Origin of the sequence: Ruania zhangjianzhongii, from assembly GCF_008000995.1 — a bacterium.
In the GTDB taxonomy this organism is placed as follows: domain Bacteria; phylum Actinomycetota; class Actinomycetes; order Actinomycetales; family Beutenbergiaceae; genus Ruania; species Ruania zhangjianzhongii.
On the sequence record NZ_CP042828.1, the window covers coordinates 533,893 to 559,470 of the forward strand.

24 protein-coding genes are annotated in these 25,578 nt (G+C 69.9%); 11 read left to right on the forward strand and 13 right to left on the reverse strand.

The window, feature by feature from the left end:
• Nucleotides 1-3: 3 nt before the first annotated feature.
• The 3 genes from pdxA to FU260_RS02560 are packed head-to-tail and all read right to left on the reverse strand — an operon-like array spanning nucleotide 4 to nucleotide 3,000.
• Complete coding sequence (pdxA, locus tag FU260_RS02550; protein ID WP_235912363.1) at nucleotides 4-1,029, reverse strand: 4-hydroxythreonine-4-phosphate dehydrogenase PdxA; 1,026 nt, start codon at nucleotides 1,027-1,029, stop codon at nucleotides 4-6.
• Nucleotides 1,016-2,215 (reverse strand): four-carbon acid sugar kinase family protein, encoded by a 1,200-nt coding sequence (locus tag FU260_RS02555; protein WP_147915642.1) that lies wholly within the window; start codon nucleotides 2,213-2,215, stop codon nucleotides 1,016-1,018. The genes pdxA and FU260_RS02555 overlap by 14 nt, the downstream gene beginning before the upstream one ends.
• The gene (locus FU260_RS02560; RefSeq protein ID WP_147915643.1) at nucleotides 2,212-3,000 is read right to left on the reverse strand and encodes a DeoR/GlpR family DNA-binding transcription regulator; all 789 of its coding nucleotides are present in this window, start codon (nucleotides 2,998-3,000) and stop codon (nucleotides 2,212-2,214) included. The genes FU260_RS02555 and FU260_RS02560 overlap by 4 nt, the downstream gene beginning before the upstream one ends.
• A 117-nt stretch (nucleotides 3,001-3,117) precedes the next feature.
• Between FU260_RS02560 and FU260_RS02565 the strand changes: the two genes are divergently transcribed.
• Both FU260_RS02565 and FU260_RS02570 read left to right on the forward strand, forming a co-directional pair.
• Nucleotides 3,118-4,095, forward strand: a complete 978-nt coding sequence (locus tag FU260_RS02565; RefSeq protein ID WP_147915644.1) for an aldo/keto reductase — start codon at nucleotides 3,118-3,120, stop codon at nucleotides 4,093-4,095.
• 34 nt (nucleotides 4,096-4,129) lie between these two features.
• Nucleotides 4,130-6,247 carry an MGH1-like glycoside hydrolase domain-containing protein gene (locus FU260_RS02570; RefSeq protein ID WP_147915645.1) on the forward strand — a complete coding sequence of 706 codons (2,118 nt, stop codon included), beginning with the start codon at nucleotides 4,130-4,132 and terminating at the stop codon, nucleotides 6,245-6,247.
• A gap of 100 nt (nucleotides 6,248-6,347) precedes the next feature.
• Here FU260_RS02570 and FU260_RS02575 read toward each other — a convergent pair whose 3' ends face one another.
• The 4 genes from FU260_RS02575 to FU260_RS02590 all read right to left on the reverse strand — a co-directional run bounded on the left by FU260_RS02575 (nucleotide 6,348) and on the right by FU260_RS02590 (nucleotide 10,106).
• Complete coding sequence (locus tag FU260_RS02575) at nucleotides 6,348-6,683, reverse strand: type II toxin-antitoxin system PemK/MazF family toxin (protein WP_147915646.1); 336 nt, start codon at nucleotides 6,681-6,683, stop codon at nucleotides 6,348-6,350.
• Entirely contained in the window at nucleotides 6,680-6,916 is a 237-nt protein-coding gene (locus FU260_RS02580) for a hypothetical protein (protein ID WP_147915647.1), read from the reverse strand. The genes FU260_RS02575 and FU260_RS02580 overlap by 4 nt, the downstream gene beginning before the upstream one ends.
• Nucleotides 6,917-6,966: 50 nt before the next feature.
• Complete coding sequence (locus FU260_RS02585; protein ID WP_147915648.1) at nucleotides 6,967-7,512, reverse strand: P-loop nucleotide/nucleoside kinase family protein; 546 nt, start codon at nucleotides 7,510-7,512, stop codon at nucleotides 6,967-6,969.
• Nucleotides 7,513-7,673: 161 nt separating this feature from the next.
• Entirely contained in the window at nucleotides 7,674-10,106 is a 2,433-nt protein-coding gene (locus tag FU260_RS02590) for a glycoside hydrolase family 95 protein (protein WP_147915649.1), read from the reverse strand.
• Between the two features lie 393 nt (nucleotides 10,107-10,499).
• Between FU260_RS02590 and FU260_RS02595 the strand changes: the two genes are divergently transcribed.
• A complete protein-coding gene (locus FU260_RS02595) occupies nucleotides 10,500-12,158 on the forward strand; it encodes a TIGR04028 family ABC transporter substrate-binding protein (RefSeq protein WP_235912364.1) in 1,659 nt (552 codons plus the stop codon).
• A gap of 81 nt (nucleotides 12,159-12,239) precedes the next feature.
• Nucleotides 12,240-13,184, forward strand: a complete 945-nt coding sequence (locus tag FU260_RS02600; RefSeq protein ID WP_244951265.1) for an ABC transporter permease — start codon at nucleotides 12,240-12,242, stop codon at nucleotides 13,182-13,184.
• Here the strand turns inward: FU260_RS02600 and FU260_RS02605 are convergent.
• Genes FU260_RS02605 through FU260_RS02615 form a run of 3 tightly spaced genes read right to left on the reverse strand, consistent with a single transcriptional unit; the run spans nucleotide 13,181 to nucleotide 15,546 of the window.
• A complete protein-coding gene (locus FU260_RS02605) occupies nucleotides 13,181-13,798 on the reverse strand; it encodes an NAD(P)H-dependent oxidoreductase (RefSeq protein WP_235912365.1) in 618 nt (205 codons plus the stop codon). The two genes, FU260_RS02600 and FU260_RS02605, sit on opposite strands and share 4 nt — an antisense overlap.
• A complete protein-coding gene (locus FU260_RS02610; protein ID WP_147915650.1) occupies nucleotides 13,795-14,856 on the reverse strand; it encodes an LLM class flavin-dependent oxidoreductase in 1,062 nt (353 codons plus the stop codon). The genes FU260_RS02605 and FU260_RS02610 overlap by 4 nt, the downstream gene beginning before the upstream one ends.
• A gap of 42 nt (nucleotides 14,857-14,898) precedes the next feature.
• Nucleotides 14,899-15,546, reverse strand: coding sequence for an FMN-dependent NADH-azoreductase (locus FU260_RS02615; protein WP_147915651.1), 648 nt, complete (start codon nucleotides 15,544-15,546; stop codon nucleotides 14,899-14,901).
• A 107-nt stretch (nucleotides 15,547-15,653) separates the two neighbouring features.
• On the opposite strand from FU260_RS02615, the gene FU260_RS02620 reads away from it, so the two are divergent.
• Both FU260_RS02620 and FU260_RS02625 read left to right on the forward strand, forming a co-directional pair.
• On the forward strand, nucleotides 15,654-16,100 hold the full coding sequence (locus tag FU260_RS02620) for a MarR family winged helix-turn-helix transcriptional regulator (RefSeq protein WP_210418184.1): 447 nt from the start codon (nucleotides 15,654-15,656) through the stop codon (nucleotides 16,098-16,100).
• Nucleotides 16,101-16,222: 122 nt separating this feature from the next.
• Entirely contained in the window at nucleotides 16,223-17,305 is a 1,083-nt protein-coding gene (locus tag FU260_RS02625; protein WP_147915652.1) for an IS110 family RNA-guided transposase, read from the forward strand.
• 314 nt (nucleotides 17,306-17,619) lie between these two features.
• Here the strand turns inward: FU260_RS02625 and FU260_RS02630 are convergent, their stop codons facing one another.
• Genes FU260_RS02630 through FU260_RS02640 form a run of 3 tightly spaced genes read right to left on the reverse strand, consistent with a single transcriptional unit; the run spans nucleotide 17,620 to nucleotide 20,023 of the window.
• Nucleotides 17,620-18,255: a TM7S3/TM198-like domain-containing protein gene (locus tag FU260_RS02630; RefSeq protein WP_168211616.1), complete on the reverse strand. Its 636-nt coding sequence runs from the start codon at nucleotides 18,253-18,255 to the stop codon at nucleotides 17,620-17,622.
• A 43-nt stretch (nucleotides 18,256-18,298) separates the two neighbouring features.
• Nucleotides 18,299-19,672: an RNA polymerase sigma factor gene (locus FU260_RS02635; protein ID WP_235912366.1), complete on the reverse strand. Its 1,374-nt coding sequence runs from the start codon at nucleotides 19,670-19,672 to the stop codon at nucleotides 18,299-18,301.
• A 3-nt stretch (nucleotides 19,673-19,675) separates the two neighbouring features.
• Complete coding sequence (locus tag FU260_RS02640) at nucleotides 19,676-20,023, reverse strand: YciI family protein (protein ID WP_147915654.1); 348 nt, start codon at nucleotides 20,021-20,023, stop codon at nucleotides 19,676-19,678.
• Between the two features lie 310 nt (nucleotides 20,024-20,333).
• On the opposite strand from FU260_RS02640, the gene FU260_RS02645 reads away from it, so the two are divergent.
• From FU260_RS02645 to FU260_RS23990, 5 genes are read left to right on the forward strand one after another with little or no spacing between them, the layout of a single operon-like run.
• Nucleotides 20,334-21,212, forward strand: a complete 879-nt coding sequence (locus tag FU260_RS02645) for an ABC transporter permease (protein ID WP_235912367.1) — start codon at nucleotides 20,334-20,336, stop codon at nucleotides 21,210-21,212.
• The gene (locus tag FU260_RS02650; RefSeq protein ID WP_147915655.1) at nucleotides 21,209-22,921 is read left to right on the forward strand and encodes a dipeptide ABC transporter ATP-binding protein; all 1,713 of its coding nucleotides are present in this window, start codon (nucleotides 21,209-21,211) and stop codon (nucleotides 22,919-22,921) included. Before FU260_RS02645 ends, FU260_RS02650 begins: the two co-directional genes overlap by 4 nt.
• The gene (locus FU260_RS02655; RefSeq protein WP_147915656.1) at nucleotides 22,918-23,946 is read left to right on the forward strand and encodes a putative FMN-dependent luciferase-like monooxygenase; all 1,029 of its coding nucleotides are present in this window, start codon (nucleotides 22,918-22,920) and stop codon (nucleotides 23,944-23,946) included. Before FU260_RS02650 ends, FU260_RS02655 begins: the two co-directional genes overlap by 4 nt.
• On the forward strand, nucleotides 23,943-24,839 hold the full coding sequence (locus FU260_RS23985; RefSeq protein WP_235912368.1) for a CMD domain protein: 897 nt from the start codon (nucleotides 23,943-23,945) through the stop codon (nucleotides 24,837-24,839). Before FU260_RS02655 ends, FU260_RS23985 begins: the two co-directional genes overlap by 4 nt.
• Nucleotides 24,840-25,376: an alkylhydroperoxidase domain protein gene (locus tag FU260_RS23990; RefSeq protein WP_235912369.1), complete on the forward strand. Its 537-nt coding sequence runs from the start codon at nucleotides 24,840-24,842 to the stop codon at nucleotides 25,374-25,376.
• Nucleotides 25,377-25,578: the final 202 nt, after the last annotated feature.

The following is a 25,578-nucleotide window of genomic DNA, read 5'->3' on the forward strand; positions in this document are numbered from 1 at the left end:
CCTTCAGACGGTGGCGTGCGGCGCTCGCCCGGCGAGCGCTGCGGCTTGCCGCAGTGCTTCGGCCATGCTGGCCGTGGTGACCGTGCCGGTGCCGGCGATGTCAAAGGCGGTGCCGTGGTCCACGGAGGTGCGGATGACGGGCAGACCGACCGTGATGTTCACGCCGTCATCGATGCCGAGCACCTTCACCGGCCCGTGGCCCTGGTCGTGGTACATCGCCACGATCAGGTCGAAGTCTCCTCGAGTGGCCAGGAAGAAGGCGGTGTCCGCGGGTAGCGGCCCGTGCACGTCATGGCCGAGGGCCAGCAGCTCGTCGATGGCCGGCTGGATCTTCTCCGCTTCCTCGCCGTAGCCGAACAGCCCGTTTTCGCCCGCGTGCGGGTTGATCCCACACACCCCCACCCGCGGACGGGTGATGCCGGCGCGTTCCAGGGCGTCGATGCCGCGGCTGATCGTGCGCTGCACCAGTGGGGGGTCGATCCGGTGGACCGCGTCCAGCAGGCCGATGTGCGTGGTGACATGGATGACCTTCAGCGTGGGCGTGCTGAGCATCATCGACACCTCCGACACCCCGGTCAGGTGTGCCAGCAGCTCGGTGTGCCCCGGGAACAGGTGACCGCCGGCGTGCAGGGCGGCCTTGTTCAGCGGGGCGGTGGCGATCGCTGCCACGTCCCCCTCGTTCGCGTAGGCGGCGGCCCGCTCGATGTAGGTGTAGGCGGCATGGCCGGCGATCGGGCTGACCGCACCGAACGGGAGGTCCGCGGGAAGCTCACCCACACCGATCGTTTCGATCGTTGCCGGGCTCCCGAGGGACTCGCTCGGGTGCTGGATCTCACGTATCGGTGCGCGCACGTTCATCAGAGACGCCGCGTGCCGCATTCGTGGCAGGTCCCCGATCAGCACCGGGCGGCAGACGGCGAGAACCGTCGGGTCGAGGAGCGCGCTGGCGCAGATCTCGGGTCCGACGCCGGCCGGGTCGCCCATGGTCACCGCGATCACCGGAAGGGATGTGGGGTCAGGTGTGGCCACCGGGGGGCTCCTTATCAGGGGTCGGGGTGTGGTCCGCAGGTGCGGGGGTGGTCAGGTCGAGCAGCGTGTGTCGATCGCCGTAGCTGCCCGGTTTGGTCAGGACCGTGCGCCCGTCCACGGCGATCAGGCGAGCAACGGCGCCATGGCCGTGGGGCGCGGTGCGCAGCGTGGTGAGTCCGAGCTGCTCCAGCACCCGGCGCGCCGTATGTCCGCCGCTGAGGTAGAGGGCGACGGCGTTTCCCACACCGGCGATCGCGGCGCGGCAGGTGGTGGCGAGGGCCGTCATGGCCAGGCTGCTGCGGTACGCCGCGCGGCGTGGCTCCGGAGCCGGGGTCAGCACGGTGTGCGCTCCCCGGGCCAGTGCCTCGCGCACCTGCCGGGCAGCGGCGGCAATCGCGTGCGGATCCGGAGCGGGCGGTGCCTGCACGACCGCCGTCTGCGGGTCCCGCTGCCGGAGCGCGGCCACCTGAACCTGCCCGGCCGGCTCGGTGCTGCCGATCACCGCGAGCAGCTGTCGCACCGGAGCCGGTGTCCGCTCCGGTTCGGCGGCCGCAGAAACCGACCGGCCGTGCCCACCGGTATACCCCTGCGCCAACGCGCCGAGGAACGGAGCCGATCCAGCGGCGTGTGCCGGTGGACTGATCCGGCAGTGCCGGGCCAGCCGGTCCAGCTCTGCGGCACTGGAGACGTCGGCAGTAACCAGGACCGGCGACGACGCGCTGAGCAGCTCGGGCAGTTGCCCGTACTCAGAAGCGGCCAGGTGGCGCTGGGGGAGCCCGGCGAACAGTGTGCGCAGCGCCGTGGCCGTGCCAGCGCCCGGTACGTGGTGGCGACCCTCGGCGGTGATCCTGCCGAGTGCCGGATTGGCGGCCGAGAGCACCACGGACCGGCCGGTGGCGAGCAGTGCCGCGGCATAGGCGCGTACGGGGCCGCGCAGCTGAGAGTCCAGCTTGAAGAACACGCAACTGTCCTGGTCGAGGCGGGCGAGAGCAGGGGTGAGCCGGGATCGCGCCCGGACCTCGCCCTCGTGCCGCAGGTCCAGGTCCCAGACCGCCCCCGCTGCCGTGGGGAGACGGTCGCCGGTGCCGAGGTGGATCCGGATACTCTCCCCGGACGCCTGCTGCCAGGTGTCGGCTGCCTCGGCCGCGCCGCTGAGATCGTCCGCCCAGACGAGCGAGAAGGTCATCGGCGGGCGGGTTCGGCAGCAGAGGTGACGATGACCTCGCGCTCGGCACTGCGGAACTCGGCCAGGAAGTCCGGATCGGCGCCGTCATCGGTGACCAAGGTCCAGGGCTGGGAGATCCTCGCCCAGCTGTGGAACGGTGACCGGCCCAGCTTGGTCGAGTGGGCGAGCACGTAGACCTGGCGGGAGCGCCGTGCCATCAGCTCCTTCAACCTGGTCTGGTCGAGCTCTGCCTCGCAGATCGCCCCGTCCGCGCTGACACCGTCAGTGCCGAGGAACAACCGGTCGAAGCTCAGCCGCTCCAGGTTCTGCTCGGTCAGCGGACCGACGAAGGCATCGGACAGCTCGCGCAGCCGCCCGCCGAGCGCAACCAGGTTCACCTCCGGTCGAGATCGGAGCAGGCTGATCACCGGGATGCTGGCGGTAGTGACGGTCAGAGCGTCCAGCGGCGGTAGCCGCCGGGCGAGCAGAGCAACGGTGGAGCCGGCATCGAGCAGGATGGACTCCCCGGCCCGGACCTGCTCGGCGGCCCAGCTCGCGATCGCGGACTTCGCGTTGAAGCCCTCGTGCTCTCGCTGCGGGAGGGAGGTCTCGGTGCGATCGCCCGCGGCGATCGCCCCGCCGTAGGTGCGGGCCAGCTGGCCCGACCGGCTCAACAGGGCGAGGTCGCGGCGGATCGTCGAAGCAGTGACACCGAAACGGACGGCAAGATCGTCCACGCTGGCCAAGCCCATCTCGGCCGCCAGAGCGACGATCTCTGCGCGACGCTGTTCCGTCTTGCTGGCCATCACCTGTCCCCTTCCGTCCGGACGAGCAGAGCTGCTTCTGCGGCTCGATCTTCTCACGAAGTGCGCATTCTGTGCTAGTTTTGTTGCGCAAAGTGCGCAATATTCCAGGGAGGATTCATGGCCGACGTGGCAGCAGACGCAGGGACGCGAGCGGAGCCTGTCCGCCTTGTGCTCGGCACCATGTCCTTCGGGGACACTGTGCCGGAAGCGACCGCTCGAGCCATCGTCGAGACCGCCGTCGCCGCCGGGATCAACGAGGTCGACACGGCGAATACCTATGCGGGCGGCGCCGGCGAGCCGATGATCGGCCGCATTCTGGCCGAGAAGCTCGGTAGCGTGGCGGTCTCCTCCAAGGTGGGGATGCAGCCGGCCGCCGGCGCGGGCCGTGGTCCGTTGAGCCGAGCGGCGATCATTGCCTCTGCCGAAGCCAGCGTGGACCACGTGGGCGGCGCCCTGGACACCCTCTACCTGCACCAACCCGATCGCAGCACAGCGCTGGAGGAGACACTCACCGGCGTCGCCGAGGTCCTGGACCGAGGGCTCGCGGCCCGGTTCGGCCTCTCGAACTACTCCGCCTGGGAGATGGTGGAGATCCAGGAGCTGAGCGAGCGCCTGGACCTGCCGGCACCACGGCGAGCCCAGCAGCTCTACAACCTGCTCGCCCGGCGACTCGAGCTCGAGTTCCTGCCCTACGCCGTCAGCCGGGGGATCGAGACGGTTGTGTACAACCCGCTGGCCGGTGGCTTGCTCACCGGCCGGTACAGCCGCGATGACCAGCCCGATGAAGGGCGGTTCGGCGATTCGGCGCTGGCCTCGATGTACCGGAACCGCTACTGGAAGCCCGCTCCGTTCACTGCGCTGGCGCAGCTGCAGTCGATCGCCGCGCAGGTCGGCGTGCCGATGATCGAGCTGGCGCTGCGGTGGCTGATCGATGCCCCGGGGGTGAGCGCGATCCTGCTCGGCGCCTCCACACCGGAACAGCTGACGGCGAACATCGAGGCGGTCGGGCGCGGCCCGCTGGACACCGAGGTGCGCTCGGCGCTCGATGCGGCCACCGGGCAGCTGCTCTCGGACTCCCCGCACTATGCGCGGTGACCTGCCGTGCGCTGGGTGCTGAGGGGGTGAGGACGTGGATATCGATCGGTCACTGACCGGTCCGCATCGCGGTCTGCGCTCGCGGCCTGGCACGCTGCTGCTCGGCCCGTCCGGCCGCCGGCTGTGGGCCGACTATCTCGAGGACCGGCCGGGGTTCGCCGGCCGGATCGACTACATCCACAAGCTGAACATGCCGCTGCTGTTCACCGTGCATCCCGGCTACGCCTCCGATCCCCAGCGCAGCATCGGGCAGTGGTTGCCCTCGCAGCTGCGCACCGAGCAATCCTTCGGTGCCGTGCGGCTGGCCGAGACTCGGTTCATCACCTGGGACGACCGGGCCGTGTCGATCCAGCACTGGCGCAACGAGGGCAGCTCGCCGATCACGCTGCGCGCCGAGTACGACCCCGAGCTGATCACGGACACCGGGCCCGGCGGGCTCCGCGGCCGGCGCTACATCGACCAGCACGACTTCACCCTGCTGGTCCAGCTCACCGCCTCTCGCGAGGACCTCTGGGACGGGATCCGGCTCGAACCCGGCGCTGCGTGCGAGCTGACCCTGATGGCGACCGTGGGGCACCTCCCCGGCGAGGCCGCCGCGGCCCCGGAGGGGGAGGCCGGCCGTTCACCGGCGCCCGCACTACCCACCGGTGCCGCACTGCTGGCCGCGCACCAGCGTGAGTACCAGGACTGGTTCTCCTCGGTGCCGACCCTGACCAGCAGCAACGAACTGCTGGACCGACTCTGGGCCTACCGCTGGTACATCCTGCGCAACTCACTCAGCGAACCAGGCCTGGGCCATCTGCCCGGGCGGGTGATGTACGAGGGCCGCTCGCACAAGATGGCCAAGGAGCCCTGGCGACCCAAGGGCTGGGAGTTCAGCAAGCTCATCCCGCTGTCCACGTCGCTGCACGTGCAGGACCTGCGCTGGCGCGCCGATGCGGCGGACACGATCGAGGTGCTGGCCTCGGCCGCGCGGCTGCAGGGCGCGGACGGCCAGCTCTACTCGCACACCGTCACTCAGCGGATGAAGCCGTACGCCAACTACTTCGGGCACGCGATGGCGTTGTTCGCCCAGCTGCACGGCGCCGACGCGGTGCCCGACGCGGTACTGGCCGCGGCGAAGGAGCAGGTCCGTGGCGACCGGCGCCAGCTCGCCACCTCCAGCGATGAGCTGCCGGTCCAGTACGACCACAAGCGGACCGGTAAGGAGTACCAGCCCAGCTACTGGTACTTCCACGACTATCCCGCTAACGCCAAGGACAAGGCCACCTACACCCCGCTGAAGCGCGTCGACCGCGCGGTCTACCAGTACCTGAACGCGACCGGAGTCGCCTCCCTCTGCGTCAGCCGGAACGACCCGGACGAGCAGGAGTTCGCCGACCTGGCTGACCGCCTCGCCGCCGCCATTCTGGCCAAGCAGTGGGATCCGGACACCGAGTTCTTCTACGACCTGCACCACCGCTCCGGCGAGATCGCCCAGGTGCGTAACGTCGTCGGCTTCTATCCCTGGTGGGCCGGTCTGACCGATGATCAGCACACGGCGGGGCTACGCCGCGCGCTCGGTCCGGACTACTTCGGCGGGGCCGAGGCCTACCCGTCCGTGGCCCAGGACTGCCCGGCGTTCCGGCCGGGCGGCGGCTGGCTGGGGAACTTCTTCAAGGGCCGCAACGGGTGCATGTGGAACGGCCCCAGCTGGCCGTACACCACGGCGATCACCCTGGATGCGATCGGGCGGAATGTGGGCTCGGCGCCGGATCTGGCCGAAGAGTTCGCGGCCGGATTCTGGGCGCTCGCGCGCCAGCACTTCCGTGACGGCGATGTGGCGGTGCCCTATCTGGTGGAGCACTATGACGGGCTCACCGGGGAGCCGATCAGCGATGAGCCGGACTACAACCACTCCTACCTGATCGACCTGATCGTGCAGTACGTGGCCGGGCTGCGGGTCGAGCCGGACGGACTGTTCCTGGAACCGGTGGAGATCGACCTGGGGGAGTTGCACCTGGCGGGCCTGCCAGTCGGGACGCACCGGTTCACGATCGAGCTGACCGGGCAGGGCGAGGGTCGTGTCGCCCGGGTGGGCTGCGGCGACCAGGTCCTGTTCGACGGGCCCGTCCGCGGCCGGGTGCAGATCCCGAAGTGCGCGCACGCCTGAGCGGGGAGGGTCGGCGAGGCGCTGCCTGCCGGTGCCGGGTGCGGGACTCCTCAGCGCTCGATTCAGTTCTAGTTCCGCCGCCTGCCACTGGTGCTGACGCTCACAGGTCGAGGACGAAACGTAGCGCCTGGTCAATGACACGCATCTGGTCGGGGGCGACCATCCCGCGGCGGGACGACAGCCTTGCTGTCGAGATCACCCGCAGTTGGTCGCAGCGCGCGTAGGAGGTGTGGCCTAGCCCGCTGCTTCCTTGCTCGACCTCGACATGGCTGCGCAACCCGTAAGCAGCCGACGTGATCGGCACGACCATGACCAGCTGGCCGGGGCTGTTGTTCAGGATGTCAACCGAGACCACCACGGCAGGCCGCCGGAAGGCCGGCTCGTGACCGACTGGCTGACCCAGATCGACGTCATAGACCTCCCCTCGCCAGATCACGCGAGGTCGTCCCACTCCTGCCGCTCGGCCAGATACCGCTCCCAGCGCTCGGGGTCATCGCGCAGTCGCTGGTAGTCCTGACCCAGACCGCGAAGGAACTCTTGCCGCTCCAGGGCATCGATAGCCGCGTGCAGCACATCGATGACTGCGGTCTGCCGGGACTTGGCAAGGGACTGCAGGCGTTCGGAGTCTGGTCGGCGAACACGAACGGTGGTGGTGTCTGCGGCTGCCATGGCTCCAGTGTAGACGAAATGTAGACGGACCGTCCCGTAGGCCGATCCCGCTATGGATAGGCCTCGTCGATGCGCCCCAGTTGTGCTTGAACAGCCCGGACAAGAGAATGAAGGTCGATAGGTTCGCGGGTATCCACGCGCATCACGGGTCCCAGGGCAAGCGGCTCGGCCTGTTCGGCCCAGGTTTCCCAGTCCAATGTCAGGCGCCGGTCGTCCTCGTGCACTGCGTGGCGGGTGCGCCGTGCATATCGTGTGCGCGCCAGCTCGACAGGTACGTCGCACCACACCTCGACCACCGAGCGCGCCCCCGCGGTGCGTATGCCCTCCTCGGCAAATCGCAGGTCTCGGGGCCGGAACCAGAAGGACTCGATCACAACGGTGCCTGATGCGGCGCCTGCTAGTGCCCAGGTGGTATCCATCGCGATGGCTCCCAATTGCGGCACCGCCCAGGTGGTCGCTACAAGCATGTCGGCCAAGGCTTCCTTGACGCCATCCTTGGAGAGCAGTTGGGCGCCCAGGTCAACGGCCAGAGGCCCAGCGAGCGTCGTCTTACCTGATCCCGGCATTCCGTTGATCAGAACTAGTGAATCGGCCACACCAGGCACCCTGCCAGATTGGCGTGGTCCGGAACGCGCTGCGCGCACCTGACGGCAAGCACCCGGAGGTGGACGTGTCCTGAGCGGCAGGCCGGGGAGGCCCGGGTCACCACGACGACGGCGGAGCCTCCGGTGCCCAGGTGCGACCCGCCGTCGTACCCCTACCGTGCGGGGTGGATCCGGAACTGGTCACCGGTGGTGGATGCGAACGCCACCACCCCCGGCTCCGGCCGGTCCAGCTCGGGGTCTGCGCCGCGGAGTGCCTCCACCTGGACGTCCCCTGCGGTGCGCAGGCGCACCGGCGCACCCCGCAGCGAGGTGATGACCGCCTCGGTCAGTGTTCCCTGCGACCACTGCAGATCGACCTCGAAACCGCCGCGGGCGCGCAGGCCGCGCACCTTGCCCTCGGCAAACGCTTCCGGCACGGCCGGGAGCAGGAACAGCTCACCGGAGTGGCTCTGCAGGATCATCTCGTTGATCCCGGACACCCCGCCGAAGTTGCCGTCGATCTGGAACGGCGGATGCAGGTCGAAGAGGTTCGGCGCAGTCCGCTCCGGTTCGATCAGCTGGGTCAGGTGTAGCCAGACATTCTCCGGCTCCAGCAGCCGGGCGCGCAGGTTCAGCTTCCAGGCCAGCGACCAGCCGGTGGTCACCTCCGGGCCGCGCAGCTCCAGCGATCTGCGCACCGCGTCAGCCAGCTCGGGCGTGCGCTGCGGGGTGATCTGGTCGCTCGGGAAGGCGCCCCACAGGTGGGAAACGTGCCGGTTCTGCTCCAGTGCCCCCTCCTCCCAGTCGATCAGCCACTCCTGCAGCTGGCCGAGGTGACCGATCTGGTTCGGGGGCAGTTTTTCTCGGGCTGCCTGGGCCTCAGCGACCATCGGATCCTCGATGCCGAGGGCATCGGCCGAGTCGGCGAACGCCTGGAACAGGTCGCGCAGGATCTGGCAGTCCATCGTCGGGCCGGCGCAGATGCTGACCCCGTCGCCGTCGAAGTCGTGGTGCTGCACCTCCGGCGAGTGGGACGGGTTGGTGACCAGGTACCCGGTGGTCTCGTCGGTCTGCAGCGTGGCGAGGAAGAACTCCACGGCACCGCGCAGCACCGGGAAGTTCTGCCGGAGGCGCTCGCGGTCGCCGGTGTAGCTGTAGTGCTCCCAGAACAACAGGGACAACCAGGCGCCGCCCATCGGCCACACACCGTAGAAGGCGAAGTCCACCGGTGCGCTGCCACGCCAGCCGTCGGTGTTGTGGTGTGCCACCCAGCCCGGTGCGTTGTACATCGCGCGGGCGGTGCGCGCACCGGACTCGGCGAGTTCGGCGATCATCGCGAACATCGGGTCCCAGCACTCGGCGAGGTTGGCCGGACCGGCCGGCCAGTAGTTCATCTCGGCGTTGATGTTCAGAGTGAACTTCGACTGCCACTCCGGCAGCATCTTGTAGCTCCAGATGCCCTGCAGGTTCGCGGGCTGCCCGGGGCTGCGGGAGCTGGAGATGAGCAGGTAGCGGCCGAACTGGTAGTACAGCGCCGCGAGCTGAGGGTCGGTGCCACCGGCGAAGTGCTTGATCCGCTCATCGGTCTCCTGCTGCACGGCCGGCGAGGTGCCCAGGTCGACGCTGGTCCGCTCGAACAGGCGCCGATAGTCGGCCACGTGCCGCCGGCGCAGCTGCTGATAGCTCAGTCGCGACGTGCGCCGCAGGGGCCGTTCGGCCCGGGCGACCGGATCGGCGGAGACGTCCTGCCAGTCCCGATAACTGGTGCCCATGCTCACCCGCAGGGTCACCTCGTCCGCCCCGCGCACGCTCAGGCGCTCGTTGTCGACCTGCACGGTCCCACCCTCGGCTGCAGCGCGCAGCAGTGCCGTGAACCGCACCTGGCCCTCGAGGCCTTCGGCCTCACCGCTGATGCCGTTCAGTGCCAGGGTCTGTTCGTCGAACTGTCGCAGGGTGGTCTCCTGCGGCGAGGTGAAGCTCGCATCGACGTCGATCGCGCCGGGCTGGTCGGCGCTCAGGTGCACCAGCAGCACCTGGTCCGGGTGACTGCACAGCACCTCCCGGCGATAACGCACCCCGCCGATCGTGTACTCCACGCTGCTGGTCGCACTGTCCAGGTCCAACGTGCGCAGGTAGTCCTGCGCCGGGCCGGTGATGGTCGGAAAGCTGAGGTCGAGGTCGCCGACCGGCTGGTACTGCATCTGCTCCGTGGGCTCACCCATGAATCGCTCATCGGCGAGGTTCTGCGCTTCCAGCCACTTCTCCTCGTTGATCAGTGAACGGATCTCCTCGACCACTGTGTGCGAGTCCGGATCCGCGTAGTCGTGCGGGCCGCCGGCCCAGACCGAGTCCTCATTCAGCTGCAGGCGTTCGGTCTCGACTCCGCCGAAGACCATCGCGCCCATCCGACCGTTGCCGACAGCGAGTGCCTCCAGCCACTCCTGGGCAGGTCGCCGGTACCAGAGCACCATCGGGTTCGGCTCGGTCTGGGCCTCCTCCGGGGTGACTGCGGCCGATGCCGCGGTGGCTGAGGTGCCGACCAGCGCGCCGCCGGCAGCGGTCCCGCCGGCCATCTTCAGCACCGAGCGTCTGGAGAATCCGATCATGAGTTCCTCACTCGTCGTTGGGTGACTTCGGCTGGGGCTCGTGGGTGCGGGTCGGCACCGTCTGGTGCCCGGTGGTCCGGGTCCGCACGCCGACGGCGTACCCCGTGAGATTGCCTGGTCCCGGAATCAGAGGTAGTCCTGATTGACTATTCGCCCCTGCTTATAAATGTATTGACGGTGCTCGGAAGTGTCAAGGCGCCGCGAACCATTGCCTGCATCAGGACCCCTGCCCACTATTTGAGACGCGAGATCCGCCCATTGAACGCTTGGGTCAACGCGCGGACTCTTATCTGCACACCGGCACCTGACCGGTGGCGCCGACCGGCGCTCTCCCGTCCGCCTCGCCCGGCTACAGCCGGCGGGCCGGGCGGATCCGATCTGAAGGAACCTCGCATGAGCCCCAGACGTCATCGCACCGCTGCTCGAGGCGCCGCGCTCGCCACCGCCGCTGCTCTGATGCTGGCCGCCTGTGGTGGCTCCGGAGACGCTGCGGACACCGGAGGGTCCGGGGAGCCGGTCGCCGGCGGCACTCTGGTCTACCTGGACAAGGGCACCTTCGACACTCTCTACCCGCCGGAGGCCGGCTTCTACCCGAACGGCGGGCTGGTCAACAACATCACCGACCGGCTGGTCCACCAGAACCCGCAGACGCTGGAGTTCGAGCCGTGGCTGGCCACCGACTGGGAGATCAACGAGGACGCCACCGAGTACACCTTCACCCTCCGGGACGACGTCACTTTCTCCGACGGCACGCCGCTGACCGCTGAGGCGGTGGCCGCCAACTTTGACCTGTACGGCCTGGGCGATGACGACCGTGCGCTGATCGTGTCCGAGGCGGTGAACAACTACGAATCCAGCGAGGTGATCGACGATACGCACGTCACCTTCCACTTCTCCGTCCCCGCGCCCGGATTCCTGCAGGCCACCGCGACGATCAACTCCGGCATCCTCGCCCCGAGTACCCTCGCGTTCGCCTATGAGGACTTCGGCCCGGGCAACGCCACCGCGGTCATCGGCACGGGTCCGTTCGTGATCAGCGACGAGGAGATCGGCGCCTCGGTCACGCTCACCGCCCGCGAGGACTACGACTGGGCGCCGGAATCGGCCGACCACCAGGGCCGGGCCTATCTGGACGAGGTGCAGGTCCAGGTCACCCCGGAGGCCTCGGTGCGCGTCGGCGCGCTGCTCTCCGGCCAGGCCGACATCGTGCGCGAGGTGCCCGCGCAGGACGAGGAGCGGGTCGCCGGTGCGGGGTTGGACCTGTTCGCCCCGCAGACCCGTGGGGTGAACAACGTCCTCAGCCTGCGTATCGGCAACGATATCCTCGCCGATCTGCGGGTGCGTCAGGCGTTGATCGCGGGCATCGACCGGGAGGCGGTGACCGACACGTTGTTCACCGAGAACTACCCGCTGGCCACCTCGATCCTGTCCAGCGAGGCGACCGGCTATATCGACACCAGCGAGTACTACGCCTACGACCCCGAGCGGGCCGCGGAGCTGCTGGACGAGGCCGGCTGGGAGGTCGGACCGGACGGTATCCGGGTCAAGGATGGCGAACCGCTGACCATCACGGTGAACGAGGCGCTGCCGCAGCCGCGGTCCTTCGATGTGGTCACCCAGATCAGCCAGCAGCTGCGGGAGATCGGCGTCGACCTGCAGATCCTGCGTGCCGATGCCGGGACCTACGCCCAGGCGATCCAGGATCCCGACCAGGTGCAGATCTACCACTCGATGGTCGGCCGCGCGGATATGGACGTGATCAAGAGCCAGCTCTACTCCGCGAACCGCAACTCCCTGCTCAACCGGGACCCGGAGACCGACGAGATCACCGATCCCGAGCTGGAGACCTTGCTGGAGGCCGTGGCTGCCGAGCCGAACCACGAGGACCGGATCGCCGCGTCCCAGGCGGTGCAGGTCTATGTCGCCGAGAACGCCTACGTGATCCCGCTGTTCGAGGAGCCGCAGGTGTTCGGTGCGCAGCCGGACACCCACGGCTTCGGCACGGAGTCGGTCGGTCGGCCCAGCTTCTACGGGGTGTGGCTTGACCGCTGAGGCCGGCGCGCTGGGAGTGGGCGGCACCGCACCCCGGCTCCCCAGCCGCCCGCTCCGGCCGGCGACGGCGCCCGGTCGCCGGTGCGGCGCGCGCTCACCGGCCGTATCGCCCGGCGTCTCTACCAGGCGGTCGGCGTGCTGCTGCTGGCGTTCACCGCCGCGTTCCTGCTGCTGCAGACGATGCCCGGGGACGCGCTGCTGATCCGGTTCGAGAATCCCGAGCTGGGGCTCTCCCCGGAGCAGATCGCCGAGCTGCGCACGGCCTATGGCGCCGACCGGCCGGTGGTGGTGCAGTTCTTCCACACCCTCGGCGCCTTCCTCACTGGCGACTTCGGTTACTCGGTGCAGTCCGGCACATCGGTGCGCACGTTGGTCGCCGAGGCACTACCGCAGACGGCGGTGCTCGCCCTGGTCAGCTTCGTCACTGCGGTGGTGGTCGCTTTCGGGATCGCCTTTGCCTCCTCCTACCGGCGCTTCGCCTGGATCGCCGACGTGCTCCGCGCCGTGCCCTCGCTGTTCGTGGCGGTGCCGGTGTTCTGGCTGGGCATCATGTTGATCCAGGTGTTCTCCTTCCAGCTCGGCTGGGTGGGGGTGATCAACCCGGAGCCGGTGGAGGGGTTGATCCTGCCGGTGCTGACCATCGCGGTGCCGATCTCGGCGCCGCTGGCGCAGATCTTGGTGCGCAGCATCGACCAGGTGAGCACGTCACCGTTCGTCGCGGTGGTGCGTGCCAAAGGAGCGTCCTGGTCCTGGGTGCTCTGGCGCAACGTGCTGCGGAATGCGATGCTGCCGGCGCTGACGATGGCGGGCATCCTGTTCGGGGAGCTGATCGGCGGGGCGGTGGTGACCGAGACGGTGTTCGGCCGCGCCGGCATCGGGCGGATCACCGAGCAGGCGGTGTCGAACCAGGACACCCCGGTGCTGCAGGCGGTGGTGCTGCTGGCGGCGCTGATCTTCGTGGTCATCAACCTGATCGTCGATCTGGTCTACCCGCTGCTGGACCCGCGGTTGCGCACCCGCCGCTAGCTGCGGGTAGCGCGGGCCCTGAGGAGGTCGGCGACATCCGCCAGGCCGGTCTCGATGCGCCCGTAGACGCGCGGGTTGAGCAGCGTGACGCCGTCGAAGTCCCCGGCATTCGCGAAGATCGCCACCGGCACGGTCATCGCCTGGAAGAAGGCGAAGAGTGGCCGCAACTCATGGTCCAGGACGAGCGCGTGGTGGTCTCCGCCGCCGGTCGCCACTAGCAGCACCGGCTTGTTCGCCAGCGCGTACTGGTCGATGAGATCGAAGAAGTGCTTGAACATGCCGGGATAGGAGCCTCGGAACACCGGTATCGCCGCGACCAGCAGGTCTGCGTCTTCGGCGAGCCGGAGCGTGGCCTCGACCTCGGGCGTGACGTCGTCGCGCTCGAGGGCTCCGGTGAAACCGGGACCCAGGCGGTAGACGTCGATCTGGGACGACTGCACCGGCAGCATCATGCCCAGCGTGTCCAGGACCACGCCGGCCAGCCCGACGGTCTTGGACTGACGACTGGGGCTGCCGTTGACGACCACGACCCGGAGCGCTGGGGCGGCCATAGGCACGGTGCCGTCCGTGTGCACCTCCGCTGCGCCGTCGACGGCGGTGAGCCCCGTGGTCATGCTGCCAGCCCCTGACGTGCCGCCACCTCGCGGCGCACGACGGGCGCCACCTCGGTCCCAAGCCGTTCGATCGCCTTGAGGTGCTCGGCCTGCGGGAGCCCGCCGAAGCCCATCTGGATGATCGCGCGGTTCAGGCCGTAGAGCTCGTGATAGGCGAGCAGCTTGTCGATGACTTCCTGCGGGCTGCCGACCAGCAGGCCGGCCGCGGGTGCGGCCTGCGCCTCGAACGCGGCCCGCGGAATCATGAGTCCCTCGCCCCGTTGGTGATTGTTCTCCATCATCCCCTTCGCGAAGTAGGGGTACATCACCTCCCGCGCCTGCTGGCTGGTGCGCCCCACGAACCCGTGCGTGTTGATGCTGATCGGCAGGGCGTGAGCATCGTGCCCGGCCTGCTCAGCCGCGGAGCGGTACAGCTCCACGGTCCGCTCGTGGGCGTTCAACGGTCCGAGGAGGAGGGCCAGTGCCATCGGCAAACCGAGGCGCCCGGTGCTGATCGCGGACGCCGGCGACCCGCCGACCCCCACCCAGATCGGCAGGGTGTCGCCGTCGGCGCGTGGGGCGATATCGGCATCGACGAGTTCGGCGCGGAAGCGCCCGGACCAGGTGAGTGGATTCTGCTCGCGAATGGCCAGCAGCAGATCGAGCTTCTCCCGGAACAGGTCGGCATAGTCCTGCAGGTCGTAACCGAACAGTGGGAACGATTCGGTGTACGAGCCGCGGCCGGCGATGATCTCCGCCCGACCGGCGGAGAGCAGGTCGATGGTGGCGAACTGCTGCCAGACTCGCACGGGATCCTCCGAGCTCAGCACGGTGACGGCGCTGGTCAGGTGGATCCGCTCGGTCGCCTGGGCGGCGGCCGCCAGCAGGATCGATGGCGCCGACCCGACGAAGTCAGAACGGTGGTGCTCGCCGACTCCGAACACGTCCAGACCCACCTGGTCAGCGACCTGCGCCTGCTCGATGGTCTCTCGCGCGCGTTCGCGCGGTGACGGCGTGCGCCCGGTGGTGGGATCTTCCGTCACCTCGCCGAAGGTCATGATGCCGATCTCGAATGTCATCCCTCTCGTCCTTTCTGCTCAGACTCAGACCAATACCCGTCTTCACACCAGTGCCGTCGCCGGCGACCAGATCGCATCGCACGCGGCTTCGGCCCGGCGGCGGCTCTCCTGCGCCATCGGCACCAGGTCGGACATTGCCGGTACGACCGCGGCGAGGGTCAGCTCCACGCTGACGAACCGCGGTACCAGTCCGGTCTGGGCCAGGCCGTGCGGTAGCCACGCGGTCGCGTGGTCCCATCCCTGCTTCGGGGCGCCCTCGCTGTACCCGCCGCCGCGGGAGACGACCGCGACGAAGTCACGACCGCTGAGCAGGCCCTCGCCGGTCTCGGGGTCGAACGACAGGCCGGGAGCGTGCAGGTGATCCACCCAAGCCTTCACCGTGCTCGGCGCGCCGTAGTTGTACAGCGGGAAGCCGAGCAGGACCGCGTCGGAGTCGGCGATCTCGCCGACCAGCTCCTCGGTCAGTGCCCAGGACGCCTGCTGTGCCGGCGAGCGCTGCTCCGGCGGTACGAGCCGGCCGAGACCACCTGCGCTGTCCAGGTGGGGGATCGGATCGGCCCCGAGGTCGCGATAGACCACGGTGCCGCCGGGGTGCGCCTCGCGCCAGGCGTCGGCGGCGCGGGAGGTGAGCCGCCGGCTCACCGACCCCTCGCCCTGGATGCTGGCGTCGATGTGGAGCAGCTGCGTCATTCTTTCGTCCTCTCCCGATATAGTTGCTTGCGCAGACAACTATAAGAGAGGGGTTCGACGATGGCAAGGGGGGTTCTGACCAAAGGCGAGTGGGTTACTGTGCCGCCATGGCGACCGAGCGGCTGGGAGATCTCGAGGACGAGGCATGGAAGGGTTTCCTGCTGACCCACGACCGCATCTGGCGCACGCTGGAGGCGCGGCTCGCGCCGCTGAACGTGAGCATGGCCGAGTACAGCGTGCTGGCCCTGCTCGGCGAGGCCGGGCGGCAGGGGATGAGGATGTCCGAGCTCGCCGAGCGCAGTCTGATGTCCAGCGGTGGATTCACCCGCCTGGCCGACCGGCTGGAACGGCGGGGGATCATTGAACGCCGACGTTCAGCTGCCGACGGTCGAGGGTTCGAGGCCGTGTTGACGAACGAGGGACGTCGTCAGCTGCGCACGGCCTGGCGCCAGCAGCACAGCGACCTGCGGGAGCTCTTCTTCGATCGCTTGGACGACGATGATCTGCGCCATCTCGCCGCTATCTGGGCGCGGCTCGATCCCGGGCAGGACTAGACGGTATGTAGTGACCTGTCCGGCGTGGAGGGGTTGCGGGCCGGGGCCTCTCTCACACATGTTCGTGGGTTACCGAGCAGGGGCCGCCTGCTCGGCCTATCCGACAGTTGTGGGAGGCCCCGGTGTTTACCGAGCGTACGAGTGTGGGGCTCGACGTGCACGCAAGGTCGGTCGTTGCTGCAGCGATCGATGGCGTCACGGGCGAGTTCTTCCGAACTAGATTGACGCCTTCGCATGAGGAGATCCGATCCTGGGTGAACGACCTGCCTGGCCCGGCGGCGGTCGCTTATGAGGCTGGCCCGACAGGGTTCGGGTTGTATCGGCATCTGATGGCGACTGGGATCCGGTGCGAGGTGGTGGCGCCGTCGAAGTTGCAGCGCCCCAGTGGCGATCGTGTGAAGACCGATGCCAGGGACGCGGTGCATCTGGCGCGGTTGCTCCGGCTGGATGAGTTCACCGCCGTGAGGGTCCCGACCGTGGACGAGGAAAATGCTCGTGATCTGGTCCGTGCTCGTGAGGACGCCCGTGGTGATCTGATGCGGGCTCGCCACCGGCTCTCCAAGCTGCTGCTGCGCCATGGGCTCGTCTATTCCGATGGGCGGGCCTGGACCGGCGTGCATGAGGCGTGGCTACGCCGACAGCGGTTCGAGTCGCACGCACTGCAGTTGACTTATGAGTCTGACTTCGAGGCTGTGTTGACGGTCCAGGCGCGCCGGGACCGCCTCAATGAAGCGATCGCGGCGATGGCCGCGGACAGTGAATTCACTCCGATCGTGCGACGCCTTGGCTGCCTGCGCGGGATCGGCGACCTGACCGGACTGGCCCTGGCGGTCGAGGTTGGCGACTGGCACCGCTTCACCGGAAACAGCATCGGCTCGTTCGTCGGCCTTGTCCCTTCGGAGTACTCCTCCGGTGCCTCCCGGGTCCAGGGCTCGATCACCAAGACCGGCAACACTCACGTGCGGCGGCTCCTGGTCGAAGCCGCCTGGCACCACCGAGCCCGCTACGTGATCGGCAAGACCATCCAGGACCGCTGGGAACTGGCCCCACCGGCTGCCCGGGCCCGTGGCGATGCCGGGAACCGGCGCCTGCACCAGCGCTGGAACACCTTCCGCGAACGCCGCAAGCGCCACGTGGTCGCCAACGTCGCCATCGCCCGAGAACTGGCCGGCTGGTGCTGGTCCCTGGCAGTACTCGAGGAATAGTCCCCACAGACCGCTTCGCCGACCAACGCGGTGGGAGCAGCGCGTGGAGCGACCCGCGACACAGCTATGAGCAACCGGGCCCCTGGGCCAGGCCACGCTCGACCCTAGACACGCGGACCGCTCCTGCCGAACACCCCGTCCTGCGGTAACCAACCCGCGCATATCAGTCTGACCGCGCGTCGCCAACGACACGCTCACCACCTACCCAGGCCGGCGAAGCAGAGGCGCCCGCCCCCAGTAACGGGGGACGGGCGCCTCACCCTGCCACTTGACAAAAACGGCTACATATCAGCTGGACCGATCCTCGACGGTGACTAGCGGGGCGATGCGGACCACGACTGCCGGACCGAACCTGGGCTGCGCCGTCGAGAGTGTCGGACCTGCACGATGATGCCGGCGACAGCCAGCGCGAGCTGGCCGAGGTACCACAAGGGCTGGTCTGCGATCCGAAGCTCGGCCTCGGTCCAGCTACCGAGGTCGACGGCACCGAGGAGGAGCGCGAGGCCGCTCACGGCGAGGCTGGCCCCGGCGAGTGCGCTGACGACGATGAGCACCAGCTCGGGGAGGTTGGTAGCGATCGCCAGCACACCGAGTGCGACGCCACCGATCAAGCCCGCGCCGATGAGCAACCACGGCTGCGAGGCGCCGAGAGCTGCGGCGAGCAGCTGCGCGAGCACGTAGCCCATCGAGGCGAACGCCAGGACGACGGCGACCGCGTAGAAGAGGTAGGCAAGGACCCCGAACACCAACGCCAGGGCGATCGCCGCCAGCCAGGCGGCCGCGGTGGCGAGAGGGCCCTGGTCGGTCAGCGCGGCGACCAGCACCGCGCCGAGGCCGAACCCGAGGAGTCCGCCCCACACGGCGAGCAGCACCCGCATCGCGACAGCGCCGCGAAAGCACAGCAGTAGGCCGAACAACAGCGCGAGTACACCCAGAAGGACATCGGTCATGATGGTCAAGCCTAAGCCGAGAGGCCATCGCCCGAATTTCGGGTCAGCCGTCCTCGAGCCCCGCCAGCGTCGCCGCCAGGTACGCATCTTCTGCTTCGTTGCCCGGCAGCTCAAGTGCACGCCGGTAGGCCTCGGCCGCCCCGGTCGGATTGTCGAGCTGCTCCAGAGTAACCGCCCGGGCGGTGTGGAACGGCCGGAACCGCGCCAGTGCTGCATCGTCGGCGAGCTCGTCCAGCCGGCGTAGCCCTACCTCCGGTCCGCGGGCTCGGCCCAGGGCCACAGCCCGGCCCAACCGCACCACCGGCCCGGGCTCCCGTTCCTCGAGCAGCCGGTACAGCACCGCGATCTGGTCCCAGTCCGTCTCCGAGTAGCTGGACGCCTCGGCGTGCACGGCGGCGATCGCCGCCTGGATCGCGTACGGGCCCGCTCCCGCCGCCGCGGCGGCCTGCTCGGCGAGCGCGACCCCCTCAGCGATCAGGTGGCTGTCCCACTGGACTCGGTCCTGCTCGGGCAGTGGCACCGGTCGTCCCCGGGGGTCGGTGCGCGCGGGCCGACGAGCCTCGGTGAGCACGAGCAGGGCGAGTAGCCCGGTGACCTCCGCCGTCGCCGGCATCAGCCGGTGCAGGACGCGGGCCAGCCGGAGTGCCTCGGTGGTGAGGTCTTCGCGCAGGTGCGCCGAGCCGGTGGACCGGGCGAATCCCTCGGCGTAGAGCAGGTACACCACCCGCTGTACGCCGGCGAGGCGTGCGGCGAGATCCTCCGGACGCGGCGTCTCGAACGGGACGCCCAGGCTCCGGATCCGCTTCTTCGCCCGGACTATCCGCTGCTGCATGGTCGATACCGGCACCAGCAGCGCATGCGCGACCTCCGGCGTCTGCAGCCCGGCGAGGAATCGGAGGGTCAGGGCGATCCGGTCCTCGGGTGTGAGCACCGGGTGTGCGCAGGCGAAGAACAGCCCGAGCCGGTCGTCCGGTACCGGATCCGGGCGGCCTGGTCCGATCTGGTCAGCAGGGTCGGCGAAATCGGTGGCGCCCGGCGCCCGCTCCTCCTCGATCCGCAGCCGGGCCAGCTTCTGCGCCAGCACGTTCTCCCGTCGGACCACATCGAGCGCCTTGCGCCGAGCCGTGGTGTGCAGCCACGCCTCCGGCGCATCGGGAATCCTGGTCTGCGGCCAGCTGTGCAGCGCCTGGGCGAACGCTTCCTGGAGCATGTCCTCGGCCAGGTCCAGATCGCCGAACCGGCGCGCGAGCGTGGCCAGGATGCGGGCCCGGGCATCTCGATCGATCGCCGCGACGGCGGTGCGTGCGGCTGCCACTGGATCCGCGTCCGCCACCGGATCCGCGCTCGCCACCGGAGCCACCGGCGTGGAGCCGAGGACCGGTGCGTCCTCGGCTCCACCGGGAGGTGTGGGGTGCACGGCTCAGTACGGGGCGAGCGGGCGGATCTCCACGTGCCCGCCGGGTGCGGACGCCGGGCTCTTCTGCGCCCAGGCGATCGCCTCGTCGATGTTCGCGACGTCGATGATGTAGCCGCCGCCGACGAACTCCTGTACCTCGGCGAACGGCCCGGACGAGACGACGCGCTCGCCGTCGGCATCGCTGCGCACCGCTACCCCCAGCTCCGGGTCCTCGAGGGCGAACGAGGAGACCACCACACCGGCGGCGGTGATCTCTTGGTCGAAGGTGAAGAACTCCTCGGGGCTGGCGCCGCCGTCTTCACCGCAGGCCGGATCGTTGCTGTGGCCCATCAACAGTAGTGCGTACTTCATTGCATCTCCTCTACTCTCCCGCACCGGTGCGCTCGCAGCGCCGGTGCGGGTGCGGATGCCGGACCGGGCGGCCCGACACCATCTTGACGTACGGCTGTCGCCGAGATCGACAGGTCTCCCGCAATGAGTTTCGGCGAGTTCCTCGCCCAGCCTCGCCGAGTGGCCAGCTGTGGTGGGTGTGCGGGCATGAACACCCACCACCACTGGCCACTCGGCAGGTGCGCGAGCGGCAGTGTACCCAGCCGGCTCACCATGTGAGACGCGCCGATCCATCACCCCACTCGGCCCGCCGGGCCGCAACTCTGGTGTGGTGACCGGAACCCCCGTGCTCGAGGCCCTGCCCGAGAGGACCACCACGCCAGCCGCGGCGACCACGCCGCGCACGCACCGCCGTCGCCCGCGCCCGAAAGCCCTCACCGTGCTGCCCTGGCTGGTGATCGTGGCCGCCGTGGCGATGGCCGTGGCCCCCGGCCTGTTCACCTCGGCCGACCCGCTCGCCGGCAACGCCGCCGCAGCCCTTGCCCCACCGAGCGCCGAGCACTGGTTCGGTACCGACGCCACCGGCCGGGACGTGTTCGCCCGGGTGGCCTACGGCGCGATCCATTCCCTGTCCGCTGCCCTGATCGCCGTCAGCGTGGGTCTGGTGCTAGGCACCACGATCGGCGTGCTGGCCGGCTCGGTCGGCGGCGTGGTGGAGGACGCGCTGATGCGGGTGGTGGACGTACTGTTGGCGATCCCGACCCTGCTGCTCAGCCTCAGCGTGATCATCCTGCTCGGTTTCGGCACCACCCAGGCGGCGGTCGCAGTGGGCGCGGCAAGCGTGGCCGCCTTCGCCCGGCTGGCCCGCTCGGAGGTGGTTCGCGTGCGCCAGGCCGAGTTCGTGGAGGCGGCGTTCGGCTCCGGCGGGCGCCCCGCCGCCGTGATCGCCCGGCACGTGCTGCCGAACTCGCTCACGGCGGTCCTCGCCCTCGCGGCCCTGCACTTCGGAACCGCGATCCTGGCGATCGCCACGCTCGGCTTCCTTGGCTACGGCGCACCGCCGCCCACTCCGGAGTGGGGTCTGATGATCGCCGAGGGCCGCAACTACGTGGCCACCGCCTGGTGGCTGACCACGCTGCCCGGCCTGGTGGTGGTGGCCGTGGTGCTCGCCGCCAACCGGATCAGCGTGAACCTCGGGAGAACGTCATGAGCACGACGGCGGAGCCCGCCCTGGGTGGTGTGCCCCGCCGCGGGAGCGGCGCACCTGCTGTGCTGCAGGTGCGCGAGCTGAGCGTGGCCTACGCCACCGGGCGCGGCCGGCTCGGCCAGGTCACCCACGAGGTGTCGCTGAGCATCGGTGCCGGGGACGTGGTGGCCCTGGTGGGGGAGTCCGGGTCCGGGAAGACCACCACCGCCCAGTCGATCATCGGACTGTTGCCCGGAACGGGTGCGATCGTCGGGGGCCAGGTGCTGCTGGCCGGCACCGACATCACCGGCTGGTCGGACCAGCGGATGGCCGATATCCGCGGTTCGCGCATCGGCTGGATCCCGCAGGACCCGAACAACTCGCTGAACCCGGTGAAGCGAATCGGGGACTCCCTCGCCGAGGTGCTGCAGATCCACAGGTGGGCCGACAAGGCGGCCATCGCCGAGCGGGTGATCGAGCTGCTGAGGCGGGTCGGCATCCCGGAACCGGCGGAGCGAGCCCGGCAGTACCCGCACGAGCTCTCCGGTGGGATGAAGCAGCGGGTGCTGATCGCGTCGGCCATTGCCCTCAAGCCGGCGCTGATCATCGCCGACGAGGCCACCAGCGCCCTGGACGTCACCGTGCAGCGCACCATCCTGGACCTGCTGGACGAGCTCCGTGAGGAGACCGGTGCGGCGATCCTGCTGGTCACCCACGATCTCGCCGTGGCCGCGGACCGGGCCACTGAGGTGGTGGTGCTCTCCGGCGGTCGGGTGGTCGAGTCCGGACCCAAGCAGCAGGTGCTCTCCCACCCGCGCTCGGATGTCACCCGGCAGCTGCTCGCCGACGCCCCCGCGTTCGCGCGCCACGCCCGCCGCGGCGTGGCCGAGGTGCGGGAGAAGCTCGCGGCAGCGGCCGAGCAGCCCCCGGCGATCGAAGCGATCGACCTGGTCCAGGACTTCCGCCTCGGGGCGCGGTCGCTGCGCGCAGTGGACCGGGTCTCCTTCACGGTGGCACCGGGCACCACCCATGCGCTGGTGGGGGAGTCCGGATCGGGCAAGACCACTACCGCCCGGGCGGTGATGGCGTTCACCCGGCCCACCTCCGGGCAGGTGCGCATCGCCGGCACGGACGTGCTCGCCCTCGGCTCGAAGCAGCTGCGACAGTTCCGCGCCCGGGTGCAGATGGTCTACCAGAATCCGTTCTCCTCCCTGGACCCGCGGCAGAGCGTGGCCGAGATCGTCGGTGAGCCGCTGCGTAACTTCGGACCCCGCGGTCGGGCCGGCCGCCGGGTGCGCGCGGACCGGGTGTCCGAGCTGCTGGAGTCGGTGGCGCTGCCAGGCGAGCTGGGCCGGCGCCGCCCGGCGGCACTCTCCGGCGGGCAGCGCCAGCGGGTGGCGATCGCCCGAGCGCTGGCGCCGAATCCGGAGGTACTGGTGCTGGACGAGGCGGTGTCCGCGCTGGACGTCAGCGTGCAGGCACAGATCCTCGACCTGCTTGCCCGGCTGCAGGACGAGCTTGGAGTGAGCTACCTGTTCATCTCCCACGACCTCGCCGTGGTGCGCGACCTCGCCCACACGGTCAGCGTGCTCAGCGCCGGGCGGGTCGTGGAGTCGGGCATCACCGAAGAAGTGTTCGCCCACCCGGCCCAGCCCTACACCCAGGCCCTGCTGGAGGCGATCCCCGGGCGCGCCGGGCTCGCACCGGCCGGCGCCGCTGAGGAGACACGATGACCACCGCCCCCGCGAAGCAGCTCGGCTTCTTCACCCGCCTGCTCGATGATGTTCCGCCGGCCGAGCGCTACCGGCTTGCCCTGGAGCAGATCACCCGGGCGGAAGCCGCAGGGTATGACGCGATCGCCGTCGCCCAGCACCACTTCGATGCTGCCGAGGGCGGGCTACCGTCCCCGCTGCCGTTTCTCGCCTACGCCGCCGCACACACCTCCCGGGTGCGGCTGACCACCGGAGTGGTGACCCTCGCTCTGGAGAGCCCGGTACGGGTGGCGGAGGACGCCGTCGTGCTCGATGCGCTCAGCGGTGGCCGGCTGGAGCTGGGCTTCGCCTCCGGCGGGTCCCCGGGCGCGTTCACGGCGCTCGGGCTGGACTTCGCCGACCGCCGGGAGATCTTCGAGGCGAACCTGGCCACAGTGCAGCGGGGGCTCGCGGGTGAGCCGGTCACCGGCACGGAGGGCGGGCCGTTGCTCTACCCGCCGGGTGGCACCCTGGCGCAGCGGATCTGGATCGCCACGTTCTCCCTACCGTGGGCGATCGAGGCGGGCCGGCGCGGGCACGGACTGATGCTCTCCCGCACCCAGCCGCGACCCGAGGACACCCCGGACGCACCGCTTGCAGACCTGCAGAACCCACTGATCGATGCCTACCTGGAGCATCTACCCGCGGGCGCGACGCCGCGGATCAGCGTGGCCCGGTCGGTGTTCGTGGCCGAGGACGGTGAGCATGCCCGGGACCTCGCGCTGGCCGGGCTGCGCCGCGCCCCGTTCGTGGCCAAGACCCTCGGCACCGACCCGGCGCAGGCGCCGCTGGAACGCCTGCTCGCCGCCACCGACGCGCACACCGGCGACCCGGCCGATGTCCGCGCGACCTTGGCCGCCGACACCGCGCTGGCCCGCGCCACCCACCTGTCCTTCCAGGTGCACTCGATCGACCCGCCGCACCAGGACGTCCTGCGGTCCATCGACCTGATCGCTACCGAGGTGGCACCCCACCTGGGCTGGAGCCCCTCCGGAGGAACCGCATGACCACGGCTACCACCAGCGCCGACCCGGGCCCCGATGTGACCGGGCCCGCCGACCTGATCGATGCGCTGCTCGGCATCGCGCCTGGTGACCGTCTGGATGCGATCCGCCGTGCCCGGCCGGCCCAGCGCGAGCACACCCAGCGCGCGTACCAGGCGTTGGTGCGCCCGGTGGACGCTACCCACGTTTCGGTGACCGAGCGGCTGGTGGTGGCCTGGTACGTGGCGGAGCTGCACCGGCATGTGGGGCTGGCGGCGCACTACCGTGCGCTGTTGGAGAACCATGGCGCCGACGGCGGAGCCTCCTCGGGTGCCTCGCTCACCGGTGCCGTGCTTGAGCTGGTCCGGGTGAGCGCGGGGTCCGGGCCGTACGGGCGGTACCGGGAGCCGGGGCTGGCGGGGGAGTCCACCGACGGCCCGCGGCTGCGGATCGGCGCCGCGCTCGGGGATGGGGTTGCGGAACTGTTCGGACCGCGCCTGACGGCGGCCCTGGAGCACGCGCACCTGCTGACCTTCCGGCCCCGGGAGTCCTCAGCGCAGGCACTGCAGGCCTTGCTCGAGGCGGGCTGGTCGGCCACCGGGGTGGTGACGCTGTCCCAGCTGGTGGCGTTCGGCAGCTACCAGGTGCGAGTGGTGGATTCAATGGCGGTTCTCGCTGGGTATGACGAGCAGCGGGTGGGCGTGCGCGGCGGCAGTGCGGCCGCCAGGGGTGCCGCGGCAGGAATCGGGGATGGGGCTGCCGCGGGCTCTGCTCAGGGCGCTTCAGCAGAAGCGGGGACCGGTAGCGCTCCCGCGGCAGCCCGAAGCGCTTCCGCTGAAGCGCCGTCGGGTGACCAGGTGGTCACCTACCCCGACCTGGACCGACCGGAGGCCTTCACCCAGGAGCCGCTCGGCTAGGTGCCCTGGTTGGAGCCGCTGGCCGAGGACGAGCTCACCGAGCGGCACTACGACGGGCTGGTGGAGCGCGCCCGCGGGAAAAACCCGTACTTCGCCCTGCTCGCCCGCGACCCGGAGGTGCTCGGCGCACGCACCCGCGCCGACCTGGACATCTTCACCAACGCCGACGGCGGACTCGGCCGGGCCGAGCGCGAACTGGCTGCCGCCGCCACCTCCCGGGTGAACGGCTGTGTCTTCTGCGCGCACGTGCATGCGCGCGTGGCCGCTCGGGAGTCGGGCCGGGTCGAGGACGTGCAGCGGCTGCTGGATGAGGGCGCGGAGGCGCGCGTCGATGCCACCTGGGATGCGGTGATCGACGCTTCCGCCGCGCTCGCAGCCACCCCGCCGTCGTTGGGTCCAGCCCAGGTGGACCAGCTCCGGGCGGTGGGCCTGGACGATCAGGCCGTGGCCGATGCGCTCAGCAGCGCGGCGTTCTTCAACTGGGCGAACCGGTTGATGCTCTCCCTCGGCGAACCGCGCGTCCCGCGCCGCCGCTGAGTGACCGGTACGTAGCCGGCCTCGCCGCCTATTGCGAGCCCGGACGTCCGCCAGTTCACCGCGGGGGCGCTGCGAGTGGTCAAAATTTGTTGCTGAGATCGCGCCCAGGCAACGGATTCCGTCCAGTCGGTACCGTCTGGCCAGGGACTCGGTAGGTCTGGCCACCGTGACTCGGCGACCGGACCGGACGGAGCGTAATCGC